The following is a 13,069-nucleotide window of genomic DNA, read 5'->3' on the forward strand; positions in this document are numbered from 1 at the left end:
ACCACGTGTCCCCTCGCCGCGCCATACCGCGCCGCGCAACCGTCCTCGCGACGGCCGCCCTCACCCTGCTCTCCGTGCTGCCCGCCACCGCCGCCCAGGCCGCCGCCCCCGCCGGTGTGACCGCCACCGTCGGCGCCGACTGCACCGCCGGCCGCCTGCTGCTCGACCTCGACAACCGCAGCGCCACGACGCAGACCTACACCGTCACCTGGCCGGGTCGCACCGGCTCGCCGTGGACCCGCACGGTCGCCGCCGGTGGCAGCGCCGAGCTGTACTGGACGCTGTCCCCCGGCACGCCGTACACGCTGCGCACCACGACCCCGACCGGTCTGGACGACACCACCAGCGGCATCTTCCACTGCGGCACCGGCATGTCCGCGCTGGCCGGCTTCGACTGCACGAACGGCCGCCTCCAGCTCGCCCTGGAGAACCGCACCACGACGGCCCGGGACTTCACAGTCACCTGGCCCGGACGCACCGGCTCGCCGTGGACCCGCACCGTCGCCGCCGGCGGCAACTACCTGCACTACTGGACCGTCGGCGCCGGCACCCCGTACACGCTGCGGGTCACCGCGCCGGGTTTCGACACCACGCTGCGCGGCACCACCTCCTGCGACCTCGCCGCCGGTAACCCGCAGCTCGCCACCACCACGCTGCTGACCACGCAGACGGTGATCCGCGACCTCAACGGAGCCGGTGGCCGGTACGACGGCACCGTCGCCTCGGTCCGCATCCCCGGCCTGGCCGTCACCGTACGGCTGTCCACCGACGACGGCGCGACCTGGCCGGCGCGGGCGCTGGTCAAGCCCGGCGGCGCCGGCTACTCGACGATGGCGGTGCTGGCCGACGGCACGGTCGGCAACCTGTACGAGGTGGGCAACACCGGCGGCATCTACTTCGCCCGGTTCAGCCTCGACTGGGTGAAGGGCGCCTGACCGCCGTGTCCCGCCCGGGCGGCGTCGTCCGGGCGGGACACGGTCAGCGCTGCCAGCGGACCACGCCACCGACCACCGTCAGTGCCACTGTCAGGTCCCGCAGCCGCGCCGGTTCGACCCGGTACGGGTCGGTGGGCAGCACGATGAAGTCGGCGAGCATGCCGGGGCGCAACCGGCCCTTCAGGTGCTCCTCGTAGGAGGCGTACGCGCCGGCCTCGGTGAAGCACCGCAGCGCCGTGTCCAGGTCGAGCCGCTCGTGCGGGTCGACGCCGCCGGGCGGGGTGCCGTCGGGCTGCTGGCGGGTCACCGCGGCGTGGATGCCGAAGAACGGGTCGGGGTCCTCCACCGGGGCGTCCGACCCGAACGCCACTGTGGCCCCGGCGTCGAGCAGGGTGCGCCAGGCGTACGAGGCCAGACCCCGGCCGGCGAGCATCCGGGTGGTGAGCGGGATGTCGCTGGTGCAGTGGGTGGGCTGCATCGAGGCGATCACGCCGTGGCGGGCGAGCAGCGGCACGTCGTCCGGCAGCAGGTGCTGGGTATGCTCGATCCGGTGCCGCAGCCGCGCCACCGGGCCCGGACCGGCCGACTCGCGCCAGCGCGCGTACGCCCGCAGCACCATCCGGTTCGCCGCGTCGCCGATGGCGTGCGCCGCCACCGCGATCCCGGCTCCGGCGGCGGTCGCCACGAGCCGCTCGAACTCCTCGGCCGGGGTGACGGCGATGCCGTGGTTGCCGGGCTCGCCGTCGTACGGCTCGGTCATCAGGCAGGTGTGCGAGCCGAGCGCGCCGTCGGTGAAGATCTTTACCGGGCCGGTGCTCAGCCAGCGGTCTCCGTCGCCGGTGGCCCAGCCGGCGTCGATCGCCTCGTCCAGCGCGGTGGCGGGGATCGTCTTGTGCACCCGCAGCGGCAGCTCGCCCCGGGCGTACAGCGTCTCGTAGGCGGCACGGGCGTCCTGCCCGTCGAGGTCGTGGATGCCGGTCAGGCCGGCGGCGAGCAGCCGGGGCAGGTGGGCACGCAGCTGCGCGACCAGGTCACCGGCGTGCGGGGAGCGCACCACCGCGTACGCCGCGTCGGCCGCCGCCTCGCGCAGGATGCCGGTCGGCTCGCCGTGCTCGTCCCGCGCGATCTGCCCGCCGGGCGGGTCGGGGGTGGTGGTGTCGATGCCGAGGCGGGCCAGGGCGGCGGTGTTCACCCAGATGGTGTGGCCGTCGATGCTCGGTAGCGCCGCCGGCCGGTCCGGGCAGACCCGGTCCAGGTCGGTTCGGGCCGGCTGCACCGGCCGGGTCCATCTGTTGCTGTCCCACCCGCCGCCGAGCAGCCAGGCGTCCGGCGGCAGCGTGGCGGCGTGTCCCGCGATCCGGGTCAGCGCCTCGTCGAGGCTCGCCGTGCCGCGCAGGTCCACCTGGTTCAGCCCGCGCACGTAGGACGCCGCGTGGATGTGGCTGTCGATCAGGCCGGGCAGCACGGCCATTCCGCCGAGGTCGACGCGGCGCGCGCCGCCGCCGGCCCGGTCCCGGCACTCGGCGAGGTCGCCGACGGCGACGATCCGCTCGCCGCGGACCAGCATCGCCTCGGCGTACGGGCGGCCCGGGTCGAGGGTGTGGATGCGGGCGTTCTCGTAGACCGTGCCGCTCATGGGCTCCCCTGCCTCGGCGCTCGTACGGAGTGTCAGGACGTGCGGACCGGCGCCGTCTCCTCCGGCTCACCGGCCCGGTCCGCGCGGATCCGGTCGATGTGGTCGGCCAGCTCGTCGGTGATCAGCAGGTCCCGCCGGATGTCGTCGTGCGGGTACGCGGTCCGCCCGACCATGTGCGCCGCGACCGGGGCGGTGGCGAGCTGGAACAGGCCGACGAGGACCAGCGTGGTGATGTCCACCCCGGTACGCAGCCGCAGCGCGCAGCCGAGCAGCACCAGCAGCAGCCCGAGCACCTGCGGCTTGGCGGCCGCGTGCATGCGTGACAGCACGTCCGGGAAGCGGACCAGCGCGATGCCCGCGGCGAGGCAGAGCAGCGCGCCGGCGATCAGGCAGACGCTGGCGACGATGTCCAGGATCGCGTCGGCGGTCACTTCGGGCTTCTCCGGGACGCGAACCGGGCGACGCTCACCGAGCCGACGAAGCCGACGAGTGCGAGGACGACGAGGACCGGCAGCGCTGTGGCGTCCCGGCTGTAGGCCGCCTCGGTGGCGATGGCCGCGACCGCGACGGCGAGCAGCACGTCGGTGGCGACGGCCCGGTCGAGGATGGACGGCCCGCGGATGATGCGGACGAGGGTGAGTCCACCGGCCGCGACGAGCAGCGCGGTGACGATCACGGCGACGACGGTCACGTCGGTGCTCCTTCCAGTTCGACCGAACCGGCGGGTTCGGCCTCGTCGTGGCGGATCCGGTCGCGCTCCTCGGCCGAGCCGACGGCGGCGACGATGCGCGCCTCCAGCTCCAGCACGCTGCGCCGGAACCGTTCCACCTCGTCGGGGCTCCGGATGCCGATGACGTGCACGTAGAGCGTCCCGGTACTCCGGTCGGCCTCCAGGATGAGACTGCCCGGCACCAGCGACAGCGCCTCGGCGTTGAGGGTCAGGTTGAGGTCGGTGTTCACCCGCAGGCGCACCGCGATGATCGCCGAGTGCGGGTGCCCGGACCGGACGGCCAGCCAGGCCACCTGGGCGGACGCGACCACCAGGTCGTACAGGAAGCGGACCAGGAACCGCAGCAGCGGCACCGGCCGGATCCGGCCGGCGAACGTGACAGGGGGCAGCGGGAAGACGACGAGCAGCACGGCAGCGACCACGAGTCCGCTGATCACGTTGGCCCAGCTGAAGGTGCCCCACAGCAGCACCCAGACGGTGACGAGGCCGGTCACCGCTACGGCCCGGTTGCGCCAGCGGTCACGGCGGGTCAGTGGCGCTTTCGGCTGACTGGTCACGGCGGTCCCTCCGGGAACACGGCCTCGACGTACGGGGCACGGCGCAACAGGTCGTCGGCGGCGTCGGTGCTGATGTCGAACAGCGGTCCGGCCACCACCGTCAGCGCCAGGCCGAGCACCACGAGGGCGGCGGTGGACACCGTCATCAGCCGGGGCAGCACCGCCCCGGCCGGCGCCGGGCCGTCGTGCGGCTGCTCGGCGCCGTCGGTGCGGGCCGCCTGGTCGGCGTCACCGGGCTCCGGCATGTCCGCGTGCGGGGCCCGCCAGAAGGCGAGGTTCCACACCCGGGCGATGGCATAGAGCGTGAGCAGGCTGGTGAGCAGTCCTCCGGCGACGAGCGACCAGGCCAGGAACCCGCCGTCGTCGACGCCGGCCTGCACCAGGCCGAGCTTGCCGAGGAACCCGGAGAACGGTGGTATGCCGGCCAGGTTCAGCGCGGGCACGAAGAACAGCACCGCCAGCAGTGGTGACAGCCGGGCCAGGCCGCCGAGGCGGTCCAGCGCGGTGCTGCCACCGCGTCGTTCGACCAGGCCGGCGGCGAGGAACAGAGTGGTCTGGATGGTGATGTGGTGGACCACGTAGAAGATGGCCGCGGACAGGCCGAGCGGAGTGGTCAGCCCGACCCCGAACAGCATGTACCCGATGTGGCTGACGAGCGTGAACGACAACAGCCGTTTGATGTCCGACTGCGCCACCGCGCCGAGGATGCCCACCACCATGGTCAGCGCCGCTATCACCATGAGCAGGTCGGCGGTGCGGCCGCCGGGGAACAGCAGCGTCTCCGTGCGGATGATCGCGTACACGCCGACCTTGGTGAGCAGGCCGGCGAAGACCGCCGTCACCGGGGCGGGCGCGGTCGGGTAGCTGTCCGGCAGCCACGCGGACAGCGGGAACACCGCCGCCTTGATGCCGAACGCGAGCAGCAGCATGCCCTGGAGCACCAGGCGGATGTCGTCGGGCAGCGCGTCCAGGCGGTCGGCGAGCTGCGCCAGGTTCAGCGTGCCGGTGGCGGAGTAGACCAGGCCGATCGCCACCAGGAAGATCAGCGACGAGAGCAGGCTGACCACGACGTACGTGGTGCCGGCCCGGATCCGCGTCTCGGTGCTGCCGAGCGTCAGCAGCACGTAGCTCGCCACGAGCAGGATCTCGAAGCCGACGTAGAGGTTGAACAGGTCGCCGGAGAGGAAGGCGTTGCAGACGCCCGCGGTCAGCACCAGATAGGTCGGGTGGTAGACCGACAGCGGCGTCTCCTCGTTGCCGTCGGCCATGCCCTGCCCGATGGAGTAGACGAGCACGCACAGGGTGACCGAGGCGGACACGACGAGCATCAGCGCGGCGAGCTGGTCGGCGACGAGCACGATGCCCATCGGCGCCACCCAGCCGCCCACCTCCACCACGAGCGGGCCGTCCAGCGACGAGCGGACCAGGAGCATCGCGGCCACCGCGACGGTGGCGGTGAGCACGATGATGCTGACCCACCGCTGGGCGCGGGCCCGGCGGGCGAGCAGCAGGGTGAGGGCGGCGCCGAGCAGCGGCATCACCACCGGCAGCGGTACGAGCCAGGTCATCGGACGGCCTCCGCCTCACCGGCGGCGAGCACCCGCGCCTCGGGGCTGCCGTCGGCGGTGTCGACGCCGTCGGTGTCCGAGGTGCCCGGGCCCTCGTCCCGGTCGGCCAGCTCCATGATCCGGCGGTCCTCGACGTCGTCCTGCACCTCGTCGTGCCCGTTGAGGTGCCAGCTCCGGTAGGCCAGCGCGAGCAGGAACGCGGTCATGCCGAGCGTGATCACGATCGCGGTCAGCACCATCGCCTGCGGCAGCGGGTCGGACATGTCCTCCTCGGCGGTGGTGCCGACGATCGGCGGGCCGCCGGCCCGGCCGCCGGTGAGCAGCAGCAGGTTGGCGCCGTTGCCGAGCAGGATGACCCCCATCAGGACGCGGGTGAGGCTGCGTTCCAGCAGCAGGGTGACGCCGGTGGCGAACAGGACGCCGATGACCACGACGTAGACCAGGTTGGGGATGTTCGGGCTCACACCAGCTCCTCTTCCCGTACGCCGGCCGGTTCGGTCTCCTGTTCGTCGACCTCCTCCTGGCGGTCCATCTCGGCGCCCAGGCTGCGCAGGATGTCCAGGACGAGGCCGACCACGATGAGGTAGACGCCCACGTCGAAGAAGACCGACGTCACGAAGTGCACGTGGCCGAGCAGCGGCAGGTGGAAATTGAGCGTCGCGCTCTGCAGGAACTCGCCGCCCAGCAGCATCGCGGCCACGCCGGTGCCGACCGCCACGAACAGGCCCGCGCCGAGCACCAGGCCGGCGTCGACCGGCGCGGCGCCGTTGAGTTCGGTACGCCCACCGGCCAGGTATCGCACGGCGAGCCCCAGCCCGGCGACCAGCCCGGCGGCGAACCCGCCACCGGGGGCGTTGTGGCCGGAGAAGAGCAGGTAGATCGAGAACAGCAGGATGGCGTGGAACAGCAGGCGGGTGACCACCTGGAGGATCACCGACTGCTGCCGGGAGGTCGCGCCGGTGGTGAGCCAGCGCGGGCGCGACGACTGCTGCCGGCCCGCGCCGGGGATGCCGCTGCGCAGGTCCAGCGCGCGGGAGCGGCGGAAGATCAGGCTGGCCACGCCGGTGGCGGCCACCACCAGCACGGCGATCTCGCCCATCGTGTCCCAGGCGCGGATGTCGACGAGCGTCACGTTGACGACGTTCTTGCCGCCGCCGTAGGAGACGGCCTCCTCCGGGAAGCCGACCGAGATCGGCGTGGCGGTCCGGCTGCCCGCCGCCACGTACGCCATCCCGGCGGTGACCACGCCGACGGCGACGCCGAGCGCGACCCGGAACCGCCGGGTGGCGCGGATCGGGCGGGCCGAGAACCGGCGCGGCAGGCGGCGCAGCACCAGCACGAACATCACGATCGTGACGGTCTCCACCAGGAACTGGGTGAGCGCGAGGTCGGGCGCGCCGTGCAGGATGAACATCAGCGCCGTGCCGTAGCCGGTCACGCCGACCAGGATCATCGCGGTCAGCCGGCGGCGGGCGCGCGCGGCCACCACCGCCGCGACCACGATGACCGCGCCGGCGACGGCCTGCAACGGGGTGTCCCAGAGCTGGAACCGCCGGGCCCACGGCGCGCCGGCGAGCACCGCGCCGCCCGGCAGCACGACCAGGACCAGCAGGATGACGCCGAGGTAGAAGGGCAGCGAGCCGCGCTGGGTGGCGCCGGTCAGCTCCACCGCCGCGCGGTCGACCGCGCCGGCCAGCCGGTCGTAGCCGGTGGCGCCGTCGAACGGCAGCCGCGGCAGGTAGGGCCGGCGCCGGTGCAGCAGCAGGAACAGCCCGAGACCGGCGGTCACCGCCAGCGCCGACAGACCGAGCGCCGGGGTCAGCCCGTGCCAGAGGGCCAGGTGGTAGCCGGGGTCGGCGGTCGGGAACTGATCGGCGTACGGGGCCAGCACCCGGTCCACCGCGGGGGCGAGGACGCCGACGGCGAGGCCGGCGAGGGCGAGCACCGCCGCCGGGCCGATGAACGCCGGCTCGATCCGGTGCGGCCGGGTCTCCGCGACGCCGGGCTTGGCGGCGAACGCGCCCCAGAGGAACCGCGCGGTGTACGCGACGGTCAGCGCCGAGCCGGTCACCACTCCGGCGAGCACGACCAGTTCGGTGGTGCCGCCGTGCAGGAACGCCTCGAGCGCGGCCTCCTTGGCCACGAAGCCGATCAGCGGCGGCAGGCCCGCCATCGAGGCGGCCGCGAGTCCGGCGACCGCCGCGAGCACCGGGGCGCGCCGGCCCAGGCCGCTGAGTTCCCGCAGGTCGCGGGTGCCGGTGACGTGGTCGACGACGCCGACGACGAGGAACAGTGTGGCTTTGAACAGGGCGTGCGCCAGCAGCATCGCGGCGCCGGCCAGCGCGGTGTCGCGGGTGCCCGCGCCGAGGATCACCATGAGCAGGCCGAGCTGGCTCACAGTGCCGTACGCCAGCAGCAGCTTCAGGTCGACCTGCCGCAGCGCCGTCCACCCGCCGAGGAACAGGGTGACCAGGCCGCCGGCCAGCAGGACGCCGCGCCACACGGTGGTCTGGCCCACCGCCGGGCCCATGAGCGCGGCCAGGAAGACGCCCGCTTTGACCATGGCCGCGGCGTGCAGGTACGCGCTGACCGGGGTGGGCGCGGCCATCGCGCGCGGCAGCCAGAAGCTGAACGGGAAGATCGCCGACTTGCTGGTCACGCCGAGCAGGACGAGCACCAGCGCGACGGTGAGGTAGCCGCCCTCGGGCAGGTTCCCGGCGATCTCCGACCACCGGTACGAGCCGGCGTGCTGGCCGAGCATCACGAACCCGGCGAGCATCGCCAGGCCGCCCAGCGTCGTCACCAGCAGCGCCTGCATCGCCGCGCGGCGACTGGCCCGCTTGGTCGGGTCGCTGCCGATCAGCAGGTACGAGAAGACGGTGGTGAGTTCCCAGAACACGTACAGCAGCAGCAGGTCGTCGGAGACGACCAGGCCGAGCATCGCGCCGGCGAACGCGACGAACACCGCGGCGAACCGGCCGAGGCCGGGGTCGTCGGAGCGGAAGTAGCGCGCGCTGTAGGCCAGCACGAGGGCGCCGACCCCACCGACGAGCAGCACCAGCAGCCAGGACAGCGTGCCCATGCGCAGCGCGAGTTCCAGGCCGAGCTGCGGCACCCAGGTGACGGTCTCGACGACGGGCCGGCCCGCACGGACCGGTTCGGTGCGGGTCACCGCCCAGATCAGGGCCGCCGCCGGGACGGCCGCCAGCAGGTAGAGCGCCCGCCGACCGAGGAGGCGTACCAGCACGGGGGCGGTCACGGCTGCGAACGCATGGACCGCCACCAGAACCAGCACACACACTCCTCAAGATCGACCTGCGGTACGTCAACCCTAACCGGCGATTCGGCGAGGCGGTATGTCGAGAGAATCACGCGAACGTGTCGTGTCGGCTCCGCTCTGTTTCGGGTAAGGAGTGAGGTTCACTCCGCCCGGTACACCGGTCGGCGTCCGGCGGTCGCCCCGATAGGGTGGTCGGCGTGCTGCCGATGCGAGCCGCCCTGGCGGGCACCACCGGGAACGCGATGCTGATGGGCCTCGCCGAGGTCAGCACGCCGGTCGGCTGGGTGCTGCTGCCCGGCCTGCTCGGCGTCTCGGCCCGGCCCCGGGTGGCGCCGCTGGTGTCGGCGTGGGCGGGCGTGCTGGTCGCGCTATCAGTCGTCGTACCGGTGATCCCCGGCCACCGCAGCGACCCGCAGGCGCTGCTCGCCTCGGCGGCCGGCCTGGCCGCGGTGCCGGTCCTGGCCTGGGCCCGCCGCCGGACGCGTACCGCGACCGTGGCGCGCGCCGCCGCGCCGCCGGACGTCGCCGTGTTCACCGTGCCGGCCGGGGCCGGGAGCGCCGCGCTGGCGATCTGCGGCACCGCCGGCGAGATCGGCGCCGCCGTCCCGGTCCGCGGCGGTGGACTGCGTGTCCTGCTCGGCACGGTCAGCGGCGCCGCGCTGGACACCCCCGCCGGACGCCGGGCGATCGAGCAGGCGTTCCGCCGGGCCGCCGCCGGACCGCGGCGCACAGTGCCGCACCTGGTCGACGCGCTCGACCGGGTGGTACGCGATCTCGCCCCGGCGGGTCACCTGCGTGCCACGATCGTGGACGTGGACCGCGCCGGGGCGGTCCGGGCGGTGCGGTGCGGATCGCCGGATCTCGTGGTCGCAGCCGGGAACCGCGCCGAACCCGCCCGGGTGCCGGACGGGCCGGCGATCGGGTCGACGGAACCGGCCGAACGCGCCACGCCCGGCCCGGTCACCGGCCGCCGGATCGCCGTCGTCGGCACCGGCTTCACCGACGCGCACGGAGAGCGCTGGTTGCGCGTACTCGATCAGGTGGCCGCAGGCGACGACCCGGCGCGGACGGCGCAGCTGCTGACCCGCGGCCCTCGCGGCGGGCGGCGGACCGGCCCGGCGCTGGTGATCGACCCGGAACCACAGTCGCGGGGATGACCGGCGGACCGGCCGGACCCGCCGCCTAGGCTGGTGTGGTGGGCCGGCGTCCGATGCCGGCCCCGTCCGGGGAGACCGCGATGACCGACAACGTCCGCCGGCCGGCACCGGTGGCGGGCGGCGAGGACGAGCAGTGGCTGGCCGAGGTGGCCCGCGAGGCGGGTGCCGACGCGGGCGGCGTGCCGGTGGAGCTGCTCGGCGACTACCTGCGGCTGCTGACCGACGCGGCGGTGACCGGCCGCCGTCCCCGCCGAGCCGAACTCGACGCGGTCGGCGCGCTGGGCCGGCGCGCGGCCGAGCAGGGGATCTCCGCCGGCCGCGCGGTACGCCTCTACCTGTCCGCGGCGCGGCGTGTCTGGCGGCAGCTTCCCCACCTGGACCGGTCCGACGACAGCGAGGCGGTCCGCGCCGCCGCCGACGCCGTCCTGCACGTGGTCGACACCGCCGTGGCCACGCTCGCCGAGGGGTACGCGGTGGCCCGCCGGGAACTCGTCCGGCGCGAGGAGTCGCTGCGAAGGGAACTCGTCGACGACCTGCTGCGCGGCGACTCCGACCTGGGCGGGCTGGTGGAACGGGCCGAGCCGTTCGGCCTGGACCTGGCCCGGGTGCACCAGGTCGCTCTCGCCGCGCCCGGCCGGCGGCTGCCGGACACGGAGGCGGCGATCAGCGCGCTGGAGCGGGTCATCTTCGACCGGCTCGGTGACCGGGACGTACTGGTGGCCACGAAGGAAGGGCTGCTCGTGGTGGTCGCCCCGGCGGACCCGGTCACCGCCGACCGGGGCCGCGGCGCCGGAGCGACCGGCAACCTGGGCACGCTGATGCACGGCGAGCTGGACCGGCTGGTGCGGGGCCGGCCGTGGCAGGTGGCGGTGGGCCGCCCGCACCCGGGCGTCTACGGCATCGCCCGCTCGTACGAGGAGGCCCGGGAGGCGCTCACCACGGCGCGGCGCCTGCACAGCGAGGCATCCGTGATCGACGCGCACGACCTGCTCATCTACCGGGTGCTGCTGCGCGACCAGCCCGCCATGGTCGACCTGGTACGGGCGGTGCTGACGCCGCTGGCCCAGGCGCGCGGCGGCGCCGAGCCGCTGCTGGACACACTGAACGAGTACTTCGCCTGCGGCGAGGTGTCGACCGAGGCCGCCCGCCGGCTGCACGTGTCGGTGCGCACGGTCACCTACCGGCTGGCCCGGATCCGGGCGTTGAGCGGCTACGACCCCGCCGACGCGCGGGACCGGTTCACGCTGCACGCCGCCGTGCTCGGCGCGCGGGCGCTGGACTGGCCGCGCCGGCCGCTGCCGGCATAGCGCCGCCGCCGGTCCAGGTCCGCCGCCGGTGTGACAGGCGGCTCAGGCCGGTACGGCGACCAGCTCCGGGAAGCCGAGCAGGTTGGCCAGGGCCGACGCCTCGTCGCGGGTGAGGGTGAGCGTGACCATGCGGTCCGGGTCGTCCGGGTCGTCGTGGACGACGTCGCGCCGGCCGCCGACCTGGTAGTCGATCACGCCGATGCGGCGGCCCTCCTCCGTGGTCAGCGTGTGCCGGACCCCGATGCCGGGGAGGGTCGTACGTTCGATGATCACGGGGACCTCCTTCGGACGCGGCCGCCGTGGGGCCCGCCGGAGCCGGCCGGCGCTAGGGCGACGCGGTGGACGTTCGAGCTGAGCTCGCGTTCTCCATGTGTCAACCATAGCCACGGGGGACGGGCGGATCCGGGTTCCGGCCACCGGCAATCATTGCGCCCTTTGTTGGCCGGTGGCGTGCACTGCCGCGCGTGGTGTTCCAGGCGACGCTGGAGGTCCGAGGCGGTACCCGAGCAGCGAGGAGGTGGTGAGCATGACCCGCACGTCGATGGCTCCGCCACCGGTGTCCGCCGGACTCCTCGCGTCCCGATCTGCGAGCGGCGACCAGAAGCGCGTCTGAGCCCCCGGCCGCCGGCGTCGTCGAGTGAATCCGACGCCCGCGGCCCCGGCCACGCCCCTTCCCCGCACCGTCCACCGCCCGGTTGGGCACCCTGATCCGAGAGAGGTCGGTATGCCGCACCTTGTCACAGCCATTCGCCCTCCGGCCCGTACCGGCATGCTGATCGGCCGCTCCCACGGCAGCCGCCCGCCGGTCACAGTCGACGCGGCGCCGATCGCCGTGGACCTCGGCAGCAGCCTGCTGCGGATCTGGCTGGGACCGGGCCGGACGCTGAGCGTCCCGCTCGGTCACGGCCTGCGCAGCCCGGTCGTCCGGCGCGGCCGGATCGTCGACGGTCCGGCCTGCGTCTCCGAGCTGCGCCGGATCCTGCGCGACCACCGCACCCCGGTCCCGGTCGGGGCGCTCGTCGTGGCCTGCCGTCCGGTGCTCGCCGCGCCGGCCGAGCAGGAGGCGACGCGCCGCGTGCTCACCGCCGTGCTCGCGCCGTCCCGGCTGCTGTTCCTCGACAGCGTCCGGGCGGGCGCCATCGGCGCCGGCGCCGCCGCCGGCACCCTGCTGGTCGCCGACATCGGCGCCCAGCTCACCGAGGTGGCGCTGCTGGAGGACGGCCGGGTGGTCGCCGCCCGCCGGGCCGAGGTCGGCACCCGGGACCTCAACCACGCGACGACCGCCGCCATGCTCGCCGACACCACCTCCCGGCTGGTACGCGAGCTGCGTCAGGACGCGACACTGCGGCCTCTGGTCCGCGACGCGCTGGCCCGTGGCCCGATCGTCATCGGTGACGGCGCCACCCGGCCCGACGTGACCGCCCGCCTGGTCGCCACGCTCGGCGCGACGGTGCACCGCGCCGCGTCACCCCGTACCGCCGCGCTGACCGGCGCCGGCATGGCCGCCATCTCGGCCCTGCGACACCCGCACGACACCCAGCGCCGCCCGGAAAGGAGCGCCTGATCATGACGCACGCCCTCGACCGCACCGACACGTTGCGCGAACTGCTGGACCGGCAGTTCGGCGAGTACACCGACCAGCTCACCGAGCTGACGCTGCACACGCGGCAGCCCGACTACGGCGGCCACGACCCGGACACGCTGCGCCGGCTGATCGAGACCGCCCGGCAGGGCGTCGCGGACACCGCCCAGGCGCTGAAGCGGATGTCCGAGGGCACGTACGGCGTCTGCGAGCGGTGCGGGCAGGACATCCCGACCGCCCGCCTGGAGATCCTGCCCTCGGCCCGCTTCTGCGTGCCGTGCCAGCAACGCCGCTGAGCACGCACGGGGCTGTCGGGG

13 protein-coding genes are annotated in these 13,069 nt (G+C 74.3%); 5 read left to right on the forward strand and 8 right to left on the reverse strand.

Going from position 1 to position 13,069, the window contains the following annotated elements; all coding sequences use genetic code 11:
• The first annotated feature begins 5 nt into the window (after positions 1-5).
• A complete protein-coding gene (locus ML5_RS28475) occupies positions 6-935 on the forward strand; it encodes a phospholipase domain-containing protein (RefSeq protein ID WP_013477150.1) in 930 nt (309 codons plus the stop codon).
• A 43-nt stretch (positions 936-978) separates the two neighbouring features.
• On the opposite strand, the gene ML5_RS28480 is transcribed toward ML5_RS28475, so the two are convergent.
• Genes ML5_RS28480 through ML5_RS28510 form a run of 7 tightly spaced genes read right to left on the reverse strand, consistent with a single transcriptional unit; the run spans position 979 to position 8,721 of the window.
• A complete protein-coding gene (locus tag ML5_RS28480) occupies positions 979-2,571 on the reverse strand; it encodes an amidohydrolase (RefSeq protein ID WP_013477151.1) in 1,593 nt (530 codons plus the stop codon).
• A 32-nt stretch (positions 2,572-2,603) separates the two neighbouring features.
• Positions 2,604-3,002, reverse strand: a complete 399-nt coding sequence (mnhG, locus tag ML5_RS28485; RefSeq protein WP_013477152.1) for a monovalent cation/H(+) antiporter subunit G — start codon at positions 3,000-3,002, stop codon at positions 2,604-2,606.
• Positions 2,999-3,262 (reverse strand): monovalent cation/H+ antiporter complex subunit F, encoded by a 264-nt coding sequence (locus tag ML5_RS28490; protein ID WP_013285827.1) that lies wholly within the window; start codon positions 3,260-3,262, stop codon positions 2,999-3,001. The genes mnhG and ML5_RS28490 overlap by 4 nt, the downstream gene beginning before the upstream one ends.
• Positions 3,259-3,858, reverse strand: coding sequence for a Na+/H+ antiporter subunit E (locus ML5_RS28495; protein ID WP_013477153.1), 600 nt, complete (start codon positions 3,856-3,858; stop codon positions 3,259-3,261). Before ML5_RS28495 ends, ML5_RS28490 begins: the two co-directional genes overlap by 4 nt.
• Entirely contained in the window at positions 3,855-5,426 is a 1,572-nt protein-coding gene (locus tag ML5_RS28500) for a Na+/H+ antiporter subunit D (RefSeq protein ID WP_013477154.1), read from the reverse strand. Before ML5_RS28500 ends, ML5_RS28495 begins: the two co-directional genes overlap by 4 nt.
• Positions 5,423-5,890 (reverse strand): Na(+)/H(+) antiporter subunit C, encoded by a 468-nt coding sequence (locus ML5_RS28505; RefSeq protein WP_013285824.1) that lies wholly within the window; start codon positions 5,888-5,890, stop codon positions 5,423-5,425. The genes ML5_RS28500 and ML5_RS28505 overlap by 4 nt, the downstream gene beginning before the upstream one ends.
• Positions 5,887-8,721: a Na+/H+ antiporter subunit A gene (locus ML5_RS28510; RefSeq protein WP_013477155.1), complete on the reverse strand. Its 2,835-nt coding sequence runs from the start codon at positions 8,719-8,721 to the stop codon at positions 5,887-5,889. Before ML5_RS28510 ends, ML5_RS28505 begins: the two co-directional genes overlap by 4 nt.
• Positions 8,722-8,912: 191 nt before the next feature.
• Between ML5_RS28510 and ML5_RS28515 the strand changes: the two genes are divergently transcribed.
• Both ML5_RS28515 and ML5_RS28520 read left to right on the forward strand, forming a co-directional pair.
• The gene (locus ML5_RS28515) at positions 8,913-9,863 is read left to right on the forward strand and encodes a hypothetical protein (protein ID WP_013477156.1); all 951 of its coding nucleotides are present in this window, start codon (positions 8,913-8,915) and stop codon (positions 9,861-9,863) included.
• A gap of 80 nt (positions 9,864-9,943) precedes the next feature.
• Complete coding sequence (locus tag ML5_RS28520; protein ID WP_013285821.1) at positions 9,944-11,170, forward strand: CdaR family transcriptional regulator; 1,227 nt, start codon at positions 9,944-9,946, stop codon at positions 11,168-11,170.
• Positions 11,171-11,212: 42 nt separating this feature from the next.
• Here the strand turns inward: ML5_RS28520 and ML5_RS28525 are convergent, their stop codons facing one another.
• Complete coding sequence (locus ML5_RS28525; protein WP_013285820.1) at positions 11,213-11,443, reverse strand: hypothetical protein; 231 nt, start codon at positions 11,441-11,443, stop codon at positions 11,213-11,215.
• Between the two features lie 451 nt (positions 11,444-11,894).
• On the opposite strand from ML5_RS28525, the gene ML5_RS28530 reads away from it, so the two are divergent.
• Both ML5_RS28530 and ML5_RS28535 read left to right on the forward strand, forming a co-directional pair.
• Positions 11,895-12,734, forward strand: a complete 840-nt coding sequence (locus tag ML5_RS28530) for a rod shape-determining protein (RefSeq protein WP_013285818.1) — start codon at positions 11,895-11,897, stop codon at positions 12,732-12,734.
• Positions 12,735-12,736: 2 nt separating this feature from the next.
• The gene (locus ML5_RS28535; RefSeq protein WP_013285817.1) at positions 12,737-13,048 is read left to right on the forward strand and encodes a TraR/DksA C4-type zinc finger protein; all 312 of its coding nucleotides are present in this window, start codon (positions 12,737-12,739) and stop codon (positions 13,046-13,048) included.
• The last annotated feature ends 21 nt before the right edge of the window (positions 13,049-13,069 follow it).

The organism is Micromonospora sp. L5 (assembly GCF_000177655.2).
In the GTDB taxonomy this organism is placed as follows: domain Bacteria; phylum Actinomycetota; class Actinomycetes; order Mycobacteriales; family Micromonosporaceae; genus Micromonospora; species Micromonospora aurantiaca.

What these genes read in the sequence shown, in the direction of transcription:
- ML5_RS28520 (WP_013285821.1), top strand. Translation starts at nt 9,944, where the DNA reads ATGACCGACAACGTCCGCCGGCCGGCACCGGTGGCGGGCGGCGAGGAC.
- ML5_RS28480 (WP_013477151.1), bottom strand. Translation starts at nt 2,571, where the DNA reads ATGAGCGGCACGGTCTACGAGAACGCCCGCATCCACACCCTCGACCCG.
- ML5_RS28530 (WP_013285818.1), top strand. Translation starts at nt 11,895, where the DNA reads ATGCCGCACCTTGTCACAGCCATTCGCCCTCCGGCCCGTACCGGCATG.
- ML5_RS28535 (WP_013285817.1), top strand. Translation starts at nt 12,737, where the DNA reads ATGACGCACGCCCTCGACCGCACCGACACGTTGCGCGAACTGCTGGAC.
- ML5_RS28515 (WP_013477156.1), top strand. Translation starts at nt 8,913, where the DNA reads ATGCGAGCCGCCCTGGCGGGCACCACCGGGAACGCGATGCTGATGGGC.
- ML5_RS28500 (WP_013477154.1), bottom strand. Translation starts at nt 5,426, where the DNA reads ATGACCTGGCTCGTACCGCTGCCGGTGGTGATGCCGCTGCTCGGCGCC.